21 protein-coding genes are annotated in these 20,296 nt (G+C 37.4%); 11 read left to right on the top strand and 10 right to left on the bottom strand.

Going from position 1 to position 20,296, the window contains the following annotated elements; genetic code table 11:
• Nucleotides 1-4 precede the first annotated feature (4 nt).
• Entirely contained in the window at nt 5-781 is a 777-nt protein-coding gene (locus tag AB1278_RS09575) for an exodeoxyribonuclease VII large subunit (protein WP_429813989.1), read from the bottom strand.
• A complete protein-coding gene (locus tag AB1278_RS09570; protein ID WP_429813986.1) occupies nt 733-1,434 on the bottom strand; it encodes a hypothetical protein in 702 nt (233 codons plus the stop codon). The genes AB1278_RS09575 and AB1278_RS09570 overlap by 49 nt, the downstream gene beginning before the upstream one ends.
• A 420-nt stretch (nt 1,435-1,854) precedes the next feature.
• On the opposite strand from AB1278_RS09570, the gene AB1278_RS09565 reads away from it, so the two are divergent.
• Nucleotides 1,855-1,995: a bacteriocin-like protein gene (locus tag AB1278_RS09565; RefSeq protein ID WP_110010354.1), complete on the top strand. Its 141-nt coding sequence runs from the start codon at nt 1,855-1,857 to the stop codon at nt 1,993-1,995.
• A gap of 99 nt (nt 1,996-2,094) precedes the next feature.
• Here the strand turns inward: AB1278_RS09565 and AB1278_RS09560 are convergent, their stop codons facing one another.
• Genes AB1278_RS09560 through dinB form a run of 3 tightly spaced genes read right to left on the bottom strand, consistent with a single transcriptional unit; the run spans nt 2,095 to nt 6,951 of the window.
• Entirely contained in the window at nt 2,095-2,703 is a 609-nt protein-coding gene (locus tag AB1278_RS09560) for an alpha-ketoglutarate-dependent dioxygenase AlkB family protein (protein ID WP_429813983.1), read from the bottom strand.
• Nucleotides 2,704-2,732: 29 nt separating this feature from the next.
• Nucleotides 2,733-5,786, bottom strand: coding sequence for a DNA polymerase III subunit alpha (locus AB1278_RS09555; protein ID WP_429813980.1), 3,054 nt, complete (start codon nt 5,784-5,786; stop codon nt 2,733-2,735).
• A gap of 16 nt (nt 5,787-5,802) precedes the next feature.
• The gene (dinB, locus tag AB1278_RS09550) at nt 5,803-6,951 is read right to left on the bottom strand and encodes a DNA polymerase IV (RefSeq protein ID WP_429813977.1); all 1,149 of its coding nucleotides are present in this window, start codon (nt 6,949-6,951) and stop codon (nt 5,803-5,805) included.
• Nucleotides 6,952-7,012: 61 nt separating this feature from the next.
• Here dinB and AB1278_RS09545 point away from each other — a divergent pair, with 61 nt between their 5' ends.
• The 5 genes from AB1278_RS09545 (at nt 7,013) to AB1278_RS09525 (ending at nt 11,780) form a co-directional block, all read left to right on the top strand.
• Nucleotides 7,013-7,792 carry an XRE family transcriptional regulator gene (locus AB1278_RS09545; RefSeq protein ID WP_330746798.1) on the top strand — a complete coding sequence of 260 codons (780 nt, stop codon included), beginning with the start codon at nt 7,013-7,015 and terminating at the stop codon, nt 7,790-7,792.
• A 30-nt stretch (nt 7,793-7,822) separates the two neighbouring features.
• Nucleotides 7,823-8,041 (top strand): hypothetical protein, encoded by a 219-nt coding sequence (locus tag AB1278_RS09540; RefSeq protein ID WP_120231288.1) that lies wholly within the window; start codon nt 7,823-7,825, stop codon nt 8,039-8,041.
• Between the two features lie 239 nt (nt 8,042-8,280).
• Nucleotides 8,281-8,655, top strand: coding sequence for a hypothetical protein (locus AB1278_RS09535; protein WP_429813973.1), 375 nt, complete (start codon nt 8,281-8,283; stop codon nt 8,653-8,655).
• The gene (locus tag AB1278_RS09530; RefSeq protein WP_429813970.1) at nt 8,652-9,680 is read left to right on the top strand and encodes a DUF3945 domain-containing protein; all 1,029 of its coding nucleotides are present in this window, start codon (nt 8,652-8,654) and stop codon (nt 9,678-9,680) included. Before AB1278_RS09535 ends, AB1278_RS09530 begins: the two co-directional genes overlap by 4 nt.
• Nucleotides 9,681-9,704: 24 nt before the next feature.
• On the top strand, nt 9,705-11,780 hold the full coding sequence (locus tag AB1278_RS09525; RefSeq protein ID WP_429813967.1) for a DNA topoisomerase: 2,076 nt from the start codon (nt 9,705-9,707) through the stop codon (nt 11,778-11,780).
• A 193-nt stretch (nt 11,781-11,973) separates the two neighbouring features.
• Here AB1278_RS09525 and mobC read toward each other — a convergent pair whose 3' ends face one another.
• On the bottom strand, nt 11,974-13,971 hold the full coding sequence (gene mobC / locus AB1278_RS09520; RefSeq protein WP_330747665.1) for a conjugal transfer protein MobC: 1,998 nt from the start codon (nt 13,969-13,971) through the stop codon (nt 11,974-11,976).
• 179 nt (nt 13,972-14,150) lie between these two features.
• On the opposite strand from mobC, the gene AB1278_RS09515 reads away from it, so the two are divergent.
• Nucleotides 14,151-15,158, top strand: coding sequence for a PDDEXK nuclease domain-containing protein (locus tag AB1278_RS09515; RefSeq protein ID WP_227942488.1), 1,008 nt, complete (start codon nt 14,151-14,153; stop codon nt 15,156-15,158).
• Between the two features lie 18 nt (nt 15,159-15,176).
• On the opposite strand, the gene mobB is transcribed toward AB1278_RS09515, so the two are convergent.
• Nucleotides 15,177-16,460: a conjugal transfer protein MobB gene (gene mobB, locus AB1278_RS09510; RefSeq protein ID WP_330746800.1), complete on the bottom strand. Its 1,284-nt coding sequence runs from the start codon at nt 16,458-16,460 to the stop codon at nt 15,177-15,179.
• A gap of 7 nt (nt 16,461-16,467) precedes the next feature.
• A complete protein-coding gene (gene mobA, locus AB1278_RS09505; protein WP_330746801.1) occupies nt 16,468-16,899 on the bottom strand; it encodes a conjugal transfer protein MobA in 432 nt (143 codons plus the stop codon).
• Between the two features lie 607 nt (nt 16,900-17,506).
• Here mobA and AB1278_RS09500 point away from each other — a divergent pair.
• From AB1278_RS09500 to AB1278_RS09490, 3 genes are read left to right on the top strand one after another with little or no spacing between them, the layout of a single operon-like run.
• Nucleotides 17,507-18,274, top strand: coding sequence for a ParA family protein (locus AB1278_RS09500; RefSeq protein WP_429813962.1), 768 nt, complete (start codon nt 17,507-17,509; stop codon nt 18,272-18,274).
• A gap of 10 nt (nt 18,275-18,284) precedes the next feature.
• The gene (locus AB1278_RS09495; RefSeq protein ID WP_227942491.1) at nt 18,285-18,683 is read left to right on the top strand and encodes a DUF3408 domain-containing protein; all 399 of its coding nucleotides are present in this window, start codon (nt 18,285-18,287) and stop codon (nt 18,681-18,683) included.
• A 2-nt stretch (nt 18,684-18,685) separates the two neighbouring features.
• Entirely contained in the window at nt 18,686-19,318 is a 633-nt protein-coding gene (locus tag AB1278_RS09490) for a conjugal transfer protein TraD (protein ID WP_429813959.1), read from the top strand.
• A 117-nt stretch (nt 19,319-19,435) separates the two neighbouring features.
• Here AB1278_RS09490 and AB1278_RS09485 read toward each other — a convergent pair whose 3' ends face one another.
• The gene (locus AB1278_RS09485; protein ID WP_330746803.1) at nt 19,436-19,621 is read right to left on the bottom strand and encodes a hypothetical protein; all 186 of its coding nucleotides are present in this window, start codon (nt 19,619-19,621) and stop codon (nt 19,436-19,438) included.
• Nucleotides 19,606-19,821, bottom strand: coding sequence for a DUF4238 domain-containing protein (locus AB1278_RS09480; protein WP_429813956.1), 216 nt, complete (start codon nt 19,819-19,821; stop codon nt 19,606-19,608). Before AB1278_RS09480 ends, AB1278_RS09485 begins: the two co-directional genes overlap by 16 nt.
• A gap of 165 nt (nt 19,822-19,986) precedes the next feature.
• Between AB1278_RS09480 and AB1278_RS09475 the strand changes: the two genes are divergently transcribed.
• Nucleotides 19,987-20,292 carry a DUF4134 domain-containing protein gene (locus tag AB1278_RS09475; protein WP_429813953.1) on the top strand — a complete coding sequence of 102 codons (306 nt, stop codon included), beginning with the start codon at nt 19,987-19,989 and terminating at the stop codon, nt 20,290-20,292.
• Nucleotides 20,293-20,296: the final 4 nt, after the last annotated feature.

Raw genomic sequence — 20,296 nt, 5'->3', positions numbered from 1 at the left:
TGCTTTAAAATAACTTTGCCAATAAAAACCCTGTTACTAAAGCTATAACAGCTGCAATTACAATCTTTATATAATCTGTTTTACTATTTTTAACCGCCGTATTCAGTCTTATATTTTCCTGCTGTAAAGATTCTACTGCAGCCTTTAGAGAAGCTGTCTTCTCATTAATAACTGACTGTAAGTTTTTCTCATGTAAAACATTGAGTTCCTTTTTATAGCTTTCCATTTCCTGCTGTCTTAGTTTCTGCTGTTCTGAAAAACTCTTTTGTGTTTCCTGAAGATGTTTAGCCGAAGACTCCTGAAATTTCTGGAACTCTTCAGTTCTTTTTGAAAGCTGATCTGTTAAAGTTTTTACCTGCTGGCCATGTTTTTCAGTAAGATCCCTCTTTAACTTCTCTACCTCTTCATTACGAACCTTAAGCTGCTCCGTAAAAATCTTTACCTGATTTTCAGCCTGCTCCTTAAAGTTTTTCTGTGCTTCGGTAAATTCGTCATTTTTCGTTTTAAGCTGCTTTTCCAGTGTTAACACTTGCTCTGCAAACTGTTTGCCTACATCCTTTTTAACTTCATCAATCAGTAATGCCCGGGAATTTGATTTCTCATGAGACAACTTTTCAACGATGGAGTGAAGCCCTGCTCCATAATCATGAGGAAGATGAAATCTTTTATCTGCCAGCTTATCGAGCAAAGTTTCATCTACCGTATGCCCTATTGCTGTGACTGTTACTGCTTCTATTGTAATAAACAGCTCTGAAAGCTGTAAATCATTAAAAGTTTCCATACTTTGTTTGTCTCCCCACCTCTTACCAATGCTATGATATCGTAGCCTAATGCTGAAACTTCTTCAAGTTTGGAAACAATAGAGGTCGATGAAGTAATACTGCAGGTATATTCCGAGACCTGGAAATACTTCTGGGAAACATCCAATCCTTCTGCAAAGTCTCTTTGGACAATCGCATTATTTCCATAAATGTTAGCAATTCTGATCGGCTCATCTTTCAGAATCTTCTCTCTGATCACAGTTTCCAGGTCCTTAGAACCCTTCCCAAGCTTCTTCTGGATAAGCTCATATCTCTGTAATTCTTCCTCCGAAATTGCGCGTTCTTCCTGCTGAATAATCTCATCCACTACAAAGCGAAGTTCCACAGAAGAGTTCTTAATATTTTTCTCAATATATCCTCTGAGGGTATAAATCTCATTATTTTCAATCTTACTTCTCAGTAACGCAGAAACCCGTACCCCAATAGAAATTGTATCAGATTCTGAAAATAAATTATCATAGTAATAATTTCCATAGGCTTTTCCACCACCAAAAGAGTATCTTCCCTTAAGATAAATAAGATTAACCGTTGCATTAAGTTTTAATGCATTACTAAAAAGGCCAAGTACCGATCCCGGAGAATAAACCTGATATGCCAACTCATTTCCCTGCATGTTTTTCAAACTCAAAATTAAATGACTTCAAAGGTATTGTTATTTTATTAATTTAACTTTTCAAACCTAGCATTGCTAGAATTCCCAATAATATGCATCCACATTATCAACCATTTTATTTTACAAAAATACACTCCGTAAACGACAAAACATGTCGTATTTTATCCCTAGAAAAATGGAACCCTGCCGGTTGAAGTTTTTTGATAAATTATAACAACTATTGTACTACCAGATCTGATAGAATAGAGAAAAAGTATGGGGTCAACGAATATAGTATTATTGTTAAAAAACGATCATTTCTTAGAACATCAATTTTGGAATGCAAAGTAACAAACAAGGTTTGAACGTTAAAATTCGTTAATTTAAACTATTATATAATAATTATTCTTGAGATTTGTTGTGAACATAAAATATATTAATATGAAAAATTTAAAAAAGCTTAACAAAGCAGAATTAAAAACAATTGTTGGCGGAGCAGATTGTACCAGACTATGTTTTATAAATGATAAATTAACATGCGTTCCGTATAATTCATGTGGCGGCCCTGGGCTTGAGCCATAAAAAAAGAATAACCTGTTTTTCAGATACATGTTTCCAAAATACTTTCAACAATAGTAAACCATGAAAAACAGGTTATTACCTTAAAACATCTATACACACCTAAGAATCAAGAACTAACCTGAACGTCAGATTAATCCGCTCTTTCATGGGTATTATAGATTTAGCTATCCGATGCTCCCAGTTTTCCTGCAAATCGCCTTTCATGATAAGCAGAGAACCATGCGGAAGCGGTAAACTGTACTTACTGGCATGGTGGTCTTTTTTCCTGAAATCAAAGTTCCTGGTTTGCCCAAGGCTGATAGAGGCAATCACAGGCCGTTTACCATACCGGCTTTCTTTATCTCTATGCCAGGCCACAGAATCATTATGGTCTCTGTAGAGATTTAATAAAACTCCATTAAACTTACAGTTAAACTCTTTTTCTATCCTTTCCTTGAGCAAGAACAGTTCAGGAGTCCATGGATTTCTTGGCCTTTCTTTTTCTTGAGCACCATAATCTTTTGAATCCCCATACCATGCTGTCAGCCGTGGAGTCAATACCATTTTATCATACATTTTCTGTGTACGCTGTTCCCATGACGCGGTATTGAGCAGCTTATCTTTTAACTGATCAGCTTGCTCTTTACTTAGGAAATGCTCCCTGTATTCCAAAAGATCCTTTGGAAATTCATAGAACGCTTCTGTATCGAATAAACTTAACTGATTCATAATTCTTCTTATCAAAAATTTTACTATTACTACTGTATCTTATGTCTTGGCAATCCAATCTCATGGGCCTGCGGATAAGGTTCTCTATAGGTCATGCTTACATCTTCCCTGATCTGCCTGTGAATATCATATTGTTTTTCTTTATCATAAGCATACCTTGGATCAGGAATCATGGGCATCTTTGCCATTTTATGAATGGTAACGGTAGGAAAATGAAAATCGACTTCCACGGTTCCAAGGAGCAGATAACATCCGCCACCCTGAAAATCATACTGCTTTAGACTATCAGGAAAATGAGCGGTATCAAAATAATCTCCGTTCACATCGGTCCACGTACCAAAATACATGGTGCCTTTCTTCGTGGGTACATGTTTTCTTGAAATCAGATACGCCAGCATTTTAACCTGCTGCTTATGAAACTTCAATAAATCCTTCACCAAAACAGAACCCCGGTACCGGGTCTGTAACAGATCAAAAGGGCTGCATGAAACAGGAAACCCAATGAGTTCAATTTCATCAAAGGCATCCTCAAAATGTTCCCGCTTTAATTCAGGAAGCTTAAATTCCTGAACCGGTTCTTCAATCAGCATAAGCCCTCTGTTTTCAGGCTTAAAGTTAACAAGCAGAACTCTCGCCTCAACAAGCAGTTCATTTTTAGGTTTTCCAGTAAACCGGAAGGCGCCGATAAAAATCAGGATCTGTATGGTTTCAATACCAATGGGAATACGTCTTATAAAATTCTCCAATGAGGTATATACTCCGTTGGTTTTTCTTTCCTCGACAATACCGTGGGCAATTCTTGTTTCCAGCCCTTCCAAAAGCATTAATCCCAGATAGATATCCGTCCCTTTCAGTGTTGTCTGATACTCACTGTTATTAATACAGGGAACCTGGATATTTCCGCCCGACATTTTTGCTTCATGAATATAGACTTCAGTTCTGTAAAATCCTCCCTGGTTATTAATCACTGACACCATAAATTCCAATGGGTAATACACCTTTAAATACAAGCTTTGATAACTCTCCACCGCGTAGGATGCCGAGTGTGCTTTACAGAAAGAATACCCGGCAAAAGATTCAATCTGTCTGTATGCCTCAGCGGTCAACAGTTCCGAATGGCCCTTCTCCTTACAGGATGCAAAGAAATTATCCTTCACCTGCTGAAGCTTTTTAATCGATCTTCCTTTTCCGCTCATGGCTCTTCGTAAGATATCCCCGTCCGCTAATGATAATCCTCCAAAGTACTGGGCAATCTTAATCACATCTTCCTGATATACCATAATGCCATAGGTTTCTTTCAGATGCTCTTCAAATACCGGATGAAAATATTCAAACTGATCCGGATGGTTATGCCTGAAAATATATTCCCGCATCATTCCGCTCTGAGCCACTCCCGGGCGGATAATGGAGGAAGCGGCGACCAGTGTTCTGTAATTATCACACTTAAGTCTTCTTAAAAGACCGCGCATGGCGGGAGATTCTATATAAAAACAGCCGATGGTTCTTCCTATCGCCAGATATTCATTGGTCTTTTCTTCATCTTTTGACAGTGATGTATCGCGGATATCCACAGCGATTCCTTTTGTTTTCTTAATAAGAGCTACCGTATCATTGATGGTACCCAGTCCTCTCTGGGAAAGAATATCAAATTTTTCCAACCCGATATCTTCTGCCACATTCATATCAAACTGAACAATCGGAAAACCTTTGGGAGGCATTTCAAGTGCCGTATAACTTGTAATGGGTTCTTCAGAAATCAGAATTCCACAGGAATGCATGCTTCTCTGATTGGGAAATTTCTCCAGCAGCTTACCATACTTTTGTACCATCCGCACTACCTTGTTCCTTTCATGGTCTTCCATAGGCTTTGTCGCCAGATCATCCAATTCTTCTTTAGGAAGTCCAAACACTTTTCCCACTTCTCTGAAAATAGACCGGTATTTAAACTCCACATTGGTTCCGCAAAAGGCTACATGATCCTTTCCATACCGGTCAAAAACATACTCCAATATCGTATCCCTGTTCTGCCAGCTCCAGTCGATATCAAAATCAGGCGGAGACTTCCGGTTAAGATTTAAGAAACGTTCAAAATACAGGTCCAATTCCAAAGGACAGATGTCGGTTATTCCCAGACAATAGCTTACAATAGAATTAGCACCACTTCCCCTTCCCACATGCATAAGCCCCAAGCTGTTGCTGTAACGGATAATATCCCAGGTTATTAAAAAATAAGAACAGAAATTAAGTTCATCGATCACTTTCAGTTCTTTTTCCACTCTTAATCTGGCCATTTCATGATGAGTTCCGTATCTTTTTTCCAGTCCTGAATATGCCAGCCTGCGAAGTAATTTTACATCATCTGCTTTTGATTTTGTATAAAATTGTTTATTCTTTACCTTTTTAAAATCAAATTCAAAGCTGCATTGTGCCAGCATTGCTTTTGTTCTTGTAACAATCTCCGGATATCTTTCAAATGCCTTTGCAATCTCCTTTTCAGTCATAAAATATTCTGATTCCCTACATATATCCCGTTTAGTGAGCTTTGACAATAAGGTATTATGATCAATGGCCCTGAGAATTTTATGCAGTTTATACTCCTCACCGGTTCTGAATGTAACAGGATGCAGAACTACCATTCTGGAAATCAGTTTCTGGTACTCAGGTCTTATCAAAAAATTCAGTTCCTCTATTCTCACCCCAACCCGTTCATTTTCCTTTAAGACTTCCGGGATATTACTCATAGGATAAACCACAAAGATATTTTCAAATTCCGGCGCTGTCTCTGAAAGTTCCTTATCGTCACAGTTATGCTGAGTAATAATGGTATTGACTTCTCTTATTCCTGAAAACTCTTTTGCAACAGCAATATACAACAGTTTGCCTTCCTTGCGTACCTCAACGCCTGCGATAGGTTTAATACCAACCCGTTCACATTCTTTCTTAAAATCATAAATAGCGGTAACGGTATTTATATCCGTCAGTACTAGCTCTGTACACCCTGATGCATAAGCCTGCTGCACCAATTCCTCTATGGATAAGGTCCCATACCGAAGGCTGTGAAAAGAATGACAATTCAAAAACATTATTAAAAATTTAAAATTATTTTTCAAAATCAAAACCTGAAGCTCTGCCTACTGCTCTCATGCCATATCGGTTCTTCAGATAATCCATGGTCTGATATAAATTCATCTGCTCTTCAGTATCTTCAAACAGGTTCATCTGGTGATTCCCATGCACGAGTCCGGTAAAGCGCAGCCCTACCAGACGAAGCCTCATTCTTCTGGTATATACTTTATTGAATAATTCCAGAGCCACTCTTGAAAGGGTGTGATCTGCAGAAGTATAAGAAACTCTGCATTGTTTGGTTTCGGTATCAAAATTGGCATACCGTATTTTTACAACCACTGTGGATGTCAGCCATTTTTCCTTTCTGAGCTGATACGCTAACTGTTCCGCCATTCCCGATATCAGCCTTTTCAATTCTGAAACATCCATAGTATCATTGGTAAAGGTTCTTTCCGTAGAAATGGATTTTCTTTCAGAATAAGGAACTACAGGATTTTCATCAATTCCATTAGCTTTTTTCCAAAGCTCTTTTCCGTTCACGCCGATCATCTGCTGTAAAACCAGAACGGGCATTTCAGACAGCGTATGAATGGTACGGATTCCAATTCTTGATAATAACTGAAAAGTCTTGTCTCCCATCATCGGAATCTTTTTAATAGATAGAGGGTTTAAAAAAGATCTGATCTCTAAATCTTTAATTTCCAGTCGGCCCACCGGTTTCGCTTCTCCCGTTCCTATCTTTGAAACAGTTTTATTAGCAGATAAAGCAAAGCTTATAGGAAGTCCTGTTTCTTTGGTAACAGCTGCCGCAATTTCCTGGGTCCACTGATAGCAACCGAAAAATTTATCCATACCTGAAAGATCAAGATAAAACTCATCAATACTCGCCTTTTCCATTACCGGAACTCTTTCCTGGATAATTTCAGTCACGGTATGAGATAAATTGGAATACAGCTCATGGTCTCCCCGGATGACTTTCGCATCAGGGCACAACCGGACTGCCATTCGGATCGGCATGGCAGAACGGACTCCAAATTTCCTTGCTTCATAGGAGCATGATGCTACCACTCCACGGTCACCTCCGCCAATAATCAGGGGAATTCCGTCAAGCTGAGAATTATTACGTCTCTCGCAGGATACAAAGAATGTATCCAGATCCATATGTACAATCGCCCGGTTCACGTCACAAAATTAGATACTATATGTATCATTTTTCATATATTTGCAGATACAATTTGTATCAATGTCAATTTTTTCAGATAACATCAGGTTTTTAAGAACTCAGAAAAAATTATCCCAGCAGGAACTGGCGGATAAAATTTTGCTGAGCAGGGTCCGGTATTCAAAATATGAGGACGGGCGTTCGGAAGCCCCCTACGAAATACTGATCAGAATTTCAAAGTATTTCAATTTAAGTATTGATCTTCTTTTGACAGTGGATATCAGGAAATATCCTTTAGAAGATGTATTGAGACTTCCGGATAATAGAATTGTTCTACCAGTTATCGTTGATCAATTAGGTAACAACAGTATTGAAATTGTTCCCCAAAAAGCCTCCATGGGATATTTATCAGGATACAGTGATCCTGAATATATTGAAAGCTTACAGAGAATTTCACTACCCTTTCTGACCAACGGAAAATACAGAGCGTTTCCGGCAAAAGGCGATTCCATGCCGCCCTTTAAAGACGGTTCTTACATTGTCGGGAAATATATAGAAAATATCAAGGATTTAAAGTCCGGCAAAAGTTATGTTTTCGTCACCCTGAATGATGGTATCTCTTATAAAAGACTTATCTCTTTGAATGAAAAATCAATAACCGTAGCAGCTGACAATTCATTTTATACACCTTATGATATTCCTTTCGGAGAAATCGTTGAAGTATGGCAGTATGCTTCTGGAATATTTCCTGAAGATTTTGAACCTGAGCTTTTTGAAAACTATAATGTGAAGGAAATACTGCTTGGGATTCAAAAAGATATCCGGATACTTGATGAAAAGTTTTCAAAAAAATTAGATTAAAATAATTTACACTATCCCATTATTATAACTATGAATATCTCCTATTACGATTTTCAGAATTTAACCGATCGCCAGACACAATATGAACTTGTACTAACTCATGGACGCATCATCAGTGAAAGAATGGTTTCCCAATCAAGATATGTTTTGTATGAAATTTCAAATTTTTCGGTAGAGCTGATCTATGACAACATGCATAATAAAATTATTGGTATGAATCTTTTTGAAAAGCACTCCAGTTATAGATAAAAATCCTGTTTTATCAATAATAAACAGGACAAAAAACACAAATGATGAAAAAAAAACGTCTCGATCGAGACGGCGTAAAATTAATTATTTTTACCATAGTAGCAACAAAAAGCTGTTAAAAAATTAATGTCTTATTGGTATTTTCCAGACAATCCCAGCCAAATATTCCCATCTACTTCCACTTTTAACTTTTCCTATCCAATAGGTCTAACTTCGATGTTAAATCAATACTTAACATCATGGAAGATATAGCAAATACCCAAAATCCTGATCCTGCATTAATTAACACTTTACTGGTTTTAAACCCTAAGACCAATAAAATAGAAGTGGTAAAAACTGTTGATGAAAAAGGTGATCTGAAAACAGTATCCAATACCCGGAAAAACCAGAATCAATTTTTAAAAATTGATAAGCAGGGCGATTTATTTTCCAACTTTTTTTCCAATTTCCTCAGCCAGCTCAAAAACCCTACTTCATTTAACTTTTTTACCTCTCCTCTCAAAGAATCTGAAAAAATTGGAAAACAGATTGAGCATTGCCTCAAGCATTCAAGCAGTGAAGGTGAAGAATTTCTGAAGACCTATAAAATAGTAACCCAAACACCATTACAATGAGTACAAATCCATCAACAGAAAAAGAGTATCAGTACTCCCAGGATCAGATTGACTGGGATATGATGTCAAAATTTGGGCTGACGCAGGAAAAATTAGAAAAAGCCAATGCCCTGGAACCCATGCTAAGGGGATTCAAAACCAATGGTCTCGTTCCCATCAGTCTTAATCTCGGAACAGCGCTTATCCGGACAGACGCCCGTCTTTCACTCAGCACTAATGATGCCGGCAATGTCATGATCAATCTCCACGGCATCAGAAAAGAACCTAATTTCAATTTTAAGTTTCTGGGTCATGAATTTACTGCTGAAGACCGGAAAAATCTAATGGAAACCGGAAATATGGGACGTGTTGTAGATCTTGTCAATCCAAAGACTGATGAAATCATTCCTTCCCTTATCAGCAGAGACCGGCTGACTAATGAACTTGTTGCCTATAAAGTAGAAAACATCAGAATCCCTGATGAAATCAAGGGTGTTAGATTAGATGAAGCCCAAAAGCAGACGCTGATAGAAGGCAAAGCATTATATCTGGAAGGAATGATCTCTACCAAAGGAGATTCTTTCAATGCCCATGTCCAGTTTAATGCCGATAAAAAGTATGTTGAATTTCTTTTTGATCAAAAGCAGATTCAGCAACAATCTCAAACCCATAAACAGACCGAGATACCAAGATCATTCAGAGGCAAAGAATTAAGTGACGAGCAGTACAGTCAGTTTAAAGCAGGTCAAACGATTTATCTCGACGGATTGCTGGATAAAAAGAATCAGCCTTATCAAGGATATATCACTCTTAATCAGGAGAACGGAAAAATCGATTTCTCATTTCAGAATCCTGATAAAATCCAACATAAGGCAAAGCCTACTGAGGAGCATACAACCCAGACAGCAGTGAATTCAGAAGGCAAGACCAACGAAGCCACCAAGCATTTAAAGAAGCCTCTACAAAAGGGTCAGCAGGCACCTAAAGACAAAAGCCAGCAGTTAAAACAGGACAAAGCTCAGTCCCGCGCTAGAAAACGCCTATAATACCCACTTCAATTAATAATCATTATGAAAGCAGTATTAGCAGAAAAGCCAAGTGTTGCCAGAGAAATAGCAATGGTTTTGGGAGCAACAGAAAAGAAAGATGGATATCTGACCGGTAATGGCTATGCCGTTACCTGGGCTTTTGGCCATTTGATTACACTCGGGATGCCAGAAGATTATGGCATTTCAGCTTGTAAAAAGCAGACTTTACCTATTTTACCTGACCCTTTTAAACTAACCATCAGAAAAGTAAGAAAAGAAAAACAACTGATAACTGATCCTGGCGTATCCAAACAGCTAAAAATCATAGAAAAATTGTTTACATCATGCAGCAGTATTATTGTTGCTACAGACTCAGGAAGAGAAGGGGAACTGATCTTCCGGTACATCTATGAGTATTTGAACTGTACCCTGCCATTTGAAAGATTATGGATCAGTTCACTCACTGAAAAAGCCATTAGGCACGGTTTTCAAAATCTGAAGCCGGGTCACCTATATGATGGATTATTCCATGCTGCTCAGTGCAGAAACAGAGCCGACTGGTTATTAGATATTAACACGACCCAGGCACTAACTATAGCAGCAGATGACGGGTTATATTCACTTGGAAGGGTCCAGACTCCCACTTTAGCTTTACTCTGCAAACGTTATAGAGAATATAAAGAGTTCACAAGCCAGCAATACTGGCAGATTGAGCTTATGCATCAAAAAGATTTTGTGGAGTTCAAAAGTCTTGGAGTACTCAAATTCAGCGATAAAAAACAAGCTGAGGACTTTGTAAAATCACTGGAAAGAAACAGGACTACAGCAACAGTCACTGCGATTACTTCACACCCCATAACAGAACATGCTCCTCTTCTGTTTGACTTAACCGGCCTTCAGAAGGAAGCTAATAAAAGATTCAGCTTCAGTGCTGAGCGAACACTCGATATTGCCCAAAGCCTTTACGAAAAAAGGTTCATTACCTATCCACGTACGGGCAGCCAATATATTTCAGAAGATCTATGGCCGGACATTCCAGATCTCATAAGAGTACTGCAGGAATGGGAGCCTTATAAAACCGCAGCAAGCATAATCCCATGGGGAAACTTCAATAAAAGCATTGTCAAGAATGCTAAAGTTACCGATCATCACGGGCTGCTTACTACAGAAAAAATACCTTCAGCACTTACTTCAGAAGAAAAGGTGATATATGATCTGATTGCTTTTCGACTATTTGAGGCCGTCTCACCGCCATGTGTCAAAGAAATCACAGAAATCAGTTTACAGGTACTTCACTATGATTTTACAGCTAAGGGACAAAAGATATTACAAACAGGCTGGCACCATATCAACGGCAATTTTTCTGAAGGTATCGATGAAATCCGGCAATTTCCTGAGTTAAAAGAAGGAATGGATCTAAAGATTAAAATGTTTGCTGTTCTGGAAAAGAAAACGCAGCCTCCCAGCCTTTATACCGAAGAAACCCTGCTTTCTGCAATGGAAAATGCAGGCAGAAATATTGAAGAAACATGGCAGCGAAAATATGTAAAGAATATCGGAATCGGCACTCCTGCCACGCGTGCCTCTACTATTGAGACACTGCTTGACAGGGGGTATATCAGAAGGCAAAAGAAACTGCTTATTCCTACTGATAAAGGCTTACAGGTATATGATTTAGTTAAGGATAAAAAAATTGCGGACGTTTCTATGACTGCAGAATGGGAACAGTCCATGGAGGATATTGAGAATAATGAATTGGGTGCTGCTGAATTTCAAAAGAACATTGAAAACTACACGATGACGATTACGGAAGAATTACTGCAGATAAAAATTGAAAGAACTCATCTTCCCGGTATTGTATGTCCCAAATGTAAAACCCAGTCATTGATGATTGATGATCGTGTTATAAAATGTCCTGATACGTATTGTAACTGGTATCAATTCCGAAATATCTGCGGAACCCGGATCGAAACAGCCGACATTGAAAGACTTGTCAAAAACGGGAGAACCGCATTAATCAAGGGTATGAAAAGCAGATCAGGTAAAACTTTTAATGCCCATATCATCCTTAACGAAAAAGCTGAAAGTTCATTTGAATTTGAACAAAAAAGACGATAAAGCAGCTCAATACTATTGATTTCCTAATCTCACAACGACTCTTATAAAAGCAAACTTAATTAACAATATAACGCATAGACACAGTAAATCGGAAAAGAGAATCATTTGTTTTAAATTTGCACCCGATTCTCATGTTTAATTTGAGTTTTCATGGTTATTAGTTTTTTATCCCCGGTCTCCGGGGATTTTTACTTTATTTTTTGGGTATTAAATGCTGTAACTCAGGATCGGCTTTAATACGCTTCATTTCATTTTCAATAATCTCTACCATATCAAGCTTCACTTTTTTATAGTTCTCTTCAATAATTGATGTGAACCGGTCTTCTCCACTATCATTTACAAATGATAAAATCTCTGGTATCCGCTGATAAAATTTAGTTTCTTCAGCTACTTTCTCATTATCCACTACGATTTCTGCATGAAACATTTTCTGTTCAATTCTTTCATCAAAATTATCAGATACAGCTCCTACAAACATTCCCTGGCTTAATGTTGAGATTTTGGAAGCCGGTATCAAGCTGTCTAGCTGGGTAGATATGGAAGTAGATTTATCATTTCTGTTGATGGTTATGCTTTGCCTTTTCTGCAAAATCTTTCCAAAACGCTCTGAAAGATTTTTTGCGGTATCTCCGACTACCTGTCCGCTGAATATATTGCCTACTGTATTCTGAATCACTTTACTTTCTTTGTCTCCGTAATCTCTGGTCAGCTGAGAAAAATCCTGAAATCCTAAGCAGACAGCTACTTTATTACTTCTTGCGGTTGCAATCAGATTATCCAATCCCCGGAAATAAATCGTAGGCAATTCATCAATAATCACTGAACTCTTTAGTTGTCCTTTTTTATTGATGAGTTTTACGATTCTGGAATTGTACAAACCCAGTGCTGCTGAATAGATATTCTGCCGATCCGGGTTATTCCCTACACATAATATTTTCGGTTCTTTCGGATTGTTGATATCTAATGAAAAATCATCTCCGGTCATGACCCAATATAACTGAGGAGATATCATTCGTGATAAAGGAATCTTAGCAGAGGCAATCTGCCCCTGAAGCTGGTCCTGTGCGCCACCTTGCCACGCGTCCATGAAAGGGGAAAGATAATTCTCAAGATCAGTATAAGAAGTTAATATTGTGAAAACATCAGAGTATTTTTTATTGAGTAGTTCAATGGCATGCGGAAAAGTGCAGTATTTACCATTTTCATATATTTTCAGGAACCAGATAATAGCAGCTAAAAGAATAATGGGAGATTCCACGAAGAAGTCTCCTTGCTTTTGAATCCAGGTTCTGTTTAAATTGAGCATGATGGTGTAAGCTGCTTCATAGGCATCTGAAATATCCGTCATAAAGTCAGGATTTAAAGGATTGCACCGATGGCTTCTTCGGGGATCATCAAAATTAATGACATAAAATTTCGGTTTTACTTTGTATTTATCCTGATGTTTCAATACATGATTATAAGCAATTGTTGAAAGATCATCAAACTTAAAATCATAGATGTACATGGAGAACCCCTTCTCAATCTGCTGTTTGATATAATTATTAACAATGGCGTATGATTTCCCTGAACCTGGTGTCCCCAGGACAATGGTTGCCCTGAATGGGTTAACAATATTAATCCAGCCTTGATTCCATTTTCCTTTATAATAGAATTTAGTGGGAAGGTTAACAGAATATTCATTTTCCATCAGTTGGGTTTCCTGCATAAAACTTTCATTCTCATTATTGAATACATCATCCATCAGGTTATGTTTTAACAAACGGCTCATCCATACCCCTGATACCATTAGGAGGATATATCCTACTGACATTGAAAGCATATATAAAAGAATGCCTGCCCCGCCCCATCTCAGCAAAATAGTATTCAAGAAAAACAACACCGTTCCTACTGCCATGAAGCCGATAATCCGAGGCCAGGTTATCTTCTCGTCTTTTACTCCTTTTGTTCCCAGGCAGCTTAGAGAGAGTAATACAATGCTAAAAACTTTTGTATAGAGACAGTGAGAGAACAACCCTGCCGTTCTTTGGAAATTCAGCAGTATTCTGTTGATAACTTCCAATGTCCATCCTTTTTCATGAAAAAATGGATAACAATACCAGTAATAATGCATCAGTACCATTAAAATACTGACGGTACGCATAAAAGCCATAATTTTAGCTAAGCCCCGTAGATCATCTTCACCCTGCATATCATTTATTTTTAGAGTTAGGATGATGAATTTATCGGGTAACAGAAGTCTGCTTTCTACACTGGCAGTGTCAGGCATTATAAGGAAGCATTTGGCACAGTACCGAAATTTATTTTCTCATGAATCATAGCAGTTGTTGACCAGGGAATTTTTTACATTTGTCTTATAACAAAATATCAATGAAACCTGTACAATCAAAATACACTGAATTACTGGACAGTATCGGATCCGCTATTGAGGTTGCAAGACAAAATGCGGTCAAGGCAGTTAATACTGAACTGGTGAAAGCCAACTGGGAAATTGGCAGGCATATCGTGGAATACGAGCAGCATGGTGAGGAACGTGCAGAATACGGAAGTAACTTACTGGCAACACTTTCCAAAGATCTGAGGCAGCGTTACGGCAAAGGATTTGGCAGGCGTAATATTTTAGATATGCGCAGATTTTATCTGACCTATCAAAAATGGCAGGCAGTGCCTGCCAAATTAAGCTGGACTCATCTGGTTACTTTGCTGGGCATCTCTGATGATACGGCAAGGAAGTTCTATGAAAAACAGGCAGTACTGGAAAATTGGGGCTACCGTGAACTGGAAAGGCAGATCAACTCTTCCCTTTTTGAAAGACTGGCATTGAGCAAAGATAAAAAGGGCGTACTGCAACTGGCGGAAAAAGGTCATATCGTAACCGATTCCACAGAGGCTATAAAAGATCCGTATGTCTTGGACTTTCTCAAATTACCTCAAAGTCATCGTGTTACCGAAAAAGCATTGGAACAGAAGATTATTGACAATCTGCAGATGTTTCTTTTAGAACTGGGAAAGGGTTTTACATTTGTCGGAAGACAGTATAAGATATCACTTCGTAACAGGCATTTTTATATTGATCTTGTATTCTACCACCGTATCTTAAAATGTTTTGTGCTGATTGATTTAAAAATAAAACAGGTTGAGCACAATGATATAGGACAAATGAATTTATATCTGAACTACTTTAAATCTGAAGAAAATGTTGTGGATGATAATGAGCCTATAGGCATTATCCTTTCTGCGGAAAAAGATGAAGTATTGGTGGAATATGCAACAGGTGGTATTTCTAATAAAATATTTGTTTCCAAATACCAGTTGTATTTACCTGATAAAAAGGAATTACAGCAAAAAGTACAGGCAATTATGCAAAAAGAAGGCTAAGGGTAAGAAATCATTAGACTATCTTTTTCTTTTCTTTTTCCACTTTCGCATTTGCTGTGAAAAAAACTGTTCTTCATCGTCTTCTCCCTGCACTGTTGGCAACAATCCGGGAAATGAGTCCATTGATTCAAAGTCATGTAAATCGTGATTGTCATCATTTAAGAATCCAAATAGGGGATGAAGTTGAAGGGGTAAAAATTGATTTGTTGGGAGTGATTCAGCTTCTGTCTGCTTTGCATCAGAGGATTTATTTAAATGCTCCTGATTCTTCCATAAATCATTAAAAACAGCAGCGGAGTATCCTTTTCCCAAATTTGAACCATTCCATACTGTTTGGGTGTTATGATCGATAAACGTGATTCCATACATACGTCCGGCTTCATTTCTGCGGATTACCGTATTAACACCCACAGACTTTAATTTCTCCACAAAATCTTTTTCATGATGACTCACTTTGAGGGCATTATCAATCCAGCCCTTTATTTCAGTTTTATTCGATTGAAGAATAGATTCTTTACTTTTTAAAAAATGAGATTCCAGTGCAGGTAAGAGTGCAGCTTTTCCAATGCTTGAAGCTTTCAATGGGTTTCCAATTTTATGTTTGTTTGTATCCAATGCAAAATACACCAACCCCCGCTGTGGTTTTCCATGCAATTCGCCATCAATTTTTTCAACTGCTATATTGAAAAGTGAAAGCAGCGCATTGTACTCTCCAAGTGTTTTAAAGGAATACACATCAGCTATATTCCTGATCACGGAGGCGATCTGATGTTTAATATTTCCAGTCTGATAATCAACCGGTTTGAAAACCATGTTATTTTTCACCTTCTGCCCTTCTGCAGCTGGCCATAAATTATAGGTATTTTCGAGTTGTCTGCACATATTCATCGACCGTCTTTTCTCAAATCGATCTGATATTTTCCTGCCATTTTCATCAACACATACAGACACAATATGAATATGGGTACGGTCGATATCAGTGTGTTTAAAAACCATGTAAGGCTGTTCACCGTACCCCATTCCATTCATATACTCTTCTGCCATCTTCACAAAATTCTTATCGCTGACCTTATCATTCGGATCGGGATTGAGCGATATATGTAAAGTATGTTTTTCCGTCTTTTGATTGGCAGCCAGATAAGGATCGAAAGATCTCATGAGTTGGGGTATAGTATATTTCCCATCTGTGGATTCCACCATTTTATTCATCAACAAAATTTGTCCATGTCCCTTTTCCACCTTATGATGATTATAGGCTAAGGCACCATATAAATTACTGCTTCTGCCAATTTTTGCAATCATTGAACCATCATTTTTCTATATTCCGGTTAGTAAATTCATTAGCCAATTCGATAATTTTCCGGCACAAAGCTGAAAGTTCAGCAGTGTGTCTCTCCAATTGATATAGAAATGCCGCAGCTTTTTTTTCGGTAAAATGAGTATATAATAACTTAACTACCTGATTGTAATTCACGCCCACTGCTCTGAACTGGGAATAAAAGGAAGTCAGCCTCATGTAAAAATCAACAGTACCTTTATCAATTTTTACTGTTTTTATTTCTTTTGAAAACAATACAGAAGTTATAAATTTAGCTTTATTATCTATTCCAGAGGCTTCAAATAAAGACAGAAATTTGCTATTATCTTCATCATCCAGCCGAAAAACATAACGGTGATTACAAGGGTTTATCTTTGGTTTTCGCCCACCTTTACTTCTCTTATTATTTTTCTGATCATTCATAGATATCCATTTAAAGTTTATAAACCTCGACTTCGGAGAGTGTTTCAAAGCTCCCGGCAGGGCAAGTTGTTTTGAGGCACAAAAAACAGTTATGAGGCACTCAAAACACAACTTGCCGTGTTCAGGCGAACACCCTATTTACCATATCACAAAAAATATTGTAACAAGCGATCAACATCTTTCAGATGTTGTAATAAACACCAACTCTTCTTAAAATTGTATACAATAAGGTAAACAGAAACAACCGGATATCTACAATAATCCCCCCTTCCAATAACTGCCAAATAACACCAGGTATCACCTGAAGATCAGCACTGGTTTTGAAAACTCTTTCCTTTACAGCAACACATAAAGTTGATGATGAAACGGGCAAATCATAAAAATGTAAAGTTTTAAAACTATAAAAGCGCAAAAGCAAAAAAGCAGTTACAGATATTCAAAAAAAGGTATTCTCTCAACAAAGCAGTTGCAGATATGCCCTGTAAAAAAGATGTAAATGTATACATCTTTAGATTTTTAAGATAATACAGGAGTACCCCTACATATAAATCAACTTATACAGATTCTTACCATTCAACATTATAAAACAACATTAAATACATGCATCATGAAAGCAACAAAAAAAACTTTAAAAGTAAGTTTCTCCACTCAAAAAGGAGGTGTTGGAAAATCGACGATTACCATATTACTTGCCGGCGTATTACATTACCGATTGGGATACAATGTTTTAGTCATGGATTGTGATTTTCCACAATACAGCCTAAGCAATATGAGGGAACGTGATAAAAAAGCAATTATGGTGAACGAGTACCATAAGAAAGCTGTTATGAAACAATTCCAACTGATCAATAAGAAAGCATATCCGATTATACGCTGTAAGGCAGAAAATGCAATAGAAGAAGCTACCCGATATATTAAACAAACTACCATAGTTCCGGATATTATCTTTTATGATCTGCCTGGTACCGCCAATACCAAAGGGGTGCTGACGACCTTGAAATCAATGGATTTTATTTTTGCTCCCATGACTGCTGACCGTTTGGTTGTAGAAAGTACGTTAGGATTTACCAAAGCTTTTATGGCGCTTCCTTCCGGTGAGCATGATTTTTCGCAACAAGCGTTATGGCTATTCTGGAATCAGATTGATGGTCGGGAAAAGACCGGGTTATACGAAATCTACGAAAAAGCGATTGCGACTCTTCAGATGAATATAATGGATACGCGAATCATGGACAGTAAACGATTTCGTAAGGAATCCGACCATATCGGAAACAGTATTTTCAGATCAACACTGTTACCAGCAGACTATCCGCTTTTAAAAGTGACAAGAATGGATCTGTTTATTGAAGAGTTTCTAAGAATCACAAATCTATAAAACCCAAAAGATGGCTACAAACAATGAGAACAACGATTTAGAAAAGGCTACTGTTGATGAAGAGTATTTAATGCAGGTCATCAGTGGTGAACAAACGGCTCTTGACGAACAAAATCATACAACCAAACCAGCTGTTCAAAAGTCCAAAGAAAAAGCAAAAACCAATTCTTTTAAAAAACTGAACTATGAAAAGACCTTTTTAACCAATCGCTTTCCTTCAGGAAGGAATGGTAAAGTGGTCTACATACGCCCCGAGTATCATGAAATATTATTGCGGATTGTACAGCTTTCCAGAGAAGAAAGGACAACTCTCTATTCCTATATTGACAATATTCTTGAACAGCATTTTCTGGAATATGGAAACGAGATTACGGAGTATTTTAACAATCACTTTAAACCCATTTTATAACTATGGAGACTCTCATCATTATTTGTCTTCTGATCATAATTCTGCTATTACTCCATGACAAAATTATCCGAAAACAATCCCATTGTCACAAAACTGAAGACCAAGCAAATAATAAAAAGCAACTCAATATTATGGGTGAAGCAAAAACTTCACTCCATTCTATGACAATGACTTCCTCTGAAAGACAAGAAAATGAACTTGGTTTTGATCCCTCTAATTTAGACATAGAATATGATATCAGCGAAAATATCAGTCTATTAAATCCGCAGGAAGAGCCGGAATATGGTTTTAATAATGAACCTGATTTTATTGAAGAGGAAGAAGAATGGAAAAAGTATAGAATAATCGGTGAGGATAACAGTTTAGCCCAAGGGATTACCTTTGAAGAACTGAGCTCTGTGGAGATGTTTGTGAAACAAAATAGTTTTACCTTATCTCAAAAGGAAACAGCAGAAGCGATCGTTCAAAAAACTTATGGAACCGAATTATATACCTTACTTGAGAATTCTATGGAAAATGATTCCCATAAAATAGCATTACTATTAGATAATTCTTTTAACAATGAAGGAATATCCGGTTCTTCCGATATGCGGAAAAGCGATCTCAATGATTTTGAAATAGGGAAATTCATTTGAAGTTCCCTATTTTCTTTATAAAGCACTAAACTATTTGATCAAAAACAGCTTTTTGTAAAAAATGAAGATCACCTTTTTCTGCCATTATTTTCTGATCTGGGTCAGTTGGACGTATCGCTAACCCAATTGTTCTATAGGAATATCTTTAACAAGATTTTTAGCAATATCATCAACTTTTGGAACTCTCCACTTTGTTAAATTAGCCAAATAAATCATCCATGTAAGTTCTCTACCGCTCATCTGCTGACTTTTTAAAATTTTTGTTAAAGTTTTAGACAGTAAAGTATCTACTTCTTCATACATCCTTTCGATATTATCCCCATATTCCCATTTATATCAAAAAGATTCCTGCCATCTTCAAAGAAAATAGCTTTAGGACTTTGCATCTTACTGATAATTCTTTTGGATTCTTTGTTATATACCCACAACATATTGTTTTCATCACTAAAATTCTTATTCAGGAATTTGGGTATGTAGTGATGTCTCTTTGATTGTTCTTTCATGGTTAAGTACTATTTTTTGAAAGTAATCAAAATATTCTTTATAAAGCATTATAGAGCCAAACAATTCCTGAAAACACCAAATTCCCAGGTGGCAACCCCATACCAAACACCTTTGTCTCAGAACCCGTAAAGCACGGGTTTTCATCATCATAAAATCTATTCATTATGAAAAAACAAAGAAAAAAAATCGTCTTAACAGCATTGCTTCTGTTAATCGGATTGAGTATGAATGCCCAGGGAAATGGTTCTGCAGGAATCACTGAAGCAACTCAAATGGTTACTTCCTATTTTGACCCTGCAACGAAACTGATTTATGCCATTGGTGCGGTAGTAGGCTTAATTGGAGGGGTCAAGGTTTACAACAAATTCAGCAGTGGTGACCCTGATACCAGTAAAACTGCTGCCAGCTGGTTTGGAGCGTGTATCTTCTTAATTGTTGCAGCTACCATCCTACGTTCATTCTTCCTTTAAAATC

Origin of the sequence: Chryseobacterium sp. NRRL B-14798, from assembly GCF_050470705.1 — a bacterium.
GTDB lineage: Bacteria > Bacteroidota > Bacteroidia > Flavobacteriales > Weeksellaceae > Chryseobacterium > Chryseobacterium cupriresistens.
This window is presented reverse-complemented; position numbering and strand designations above follow the sequence as displayed.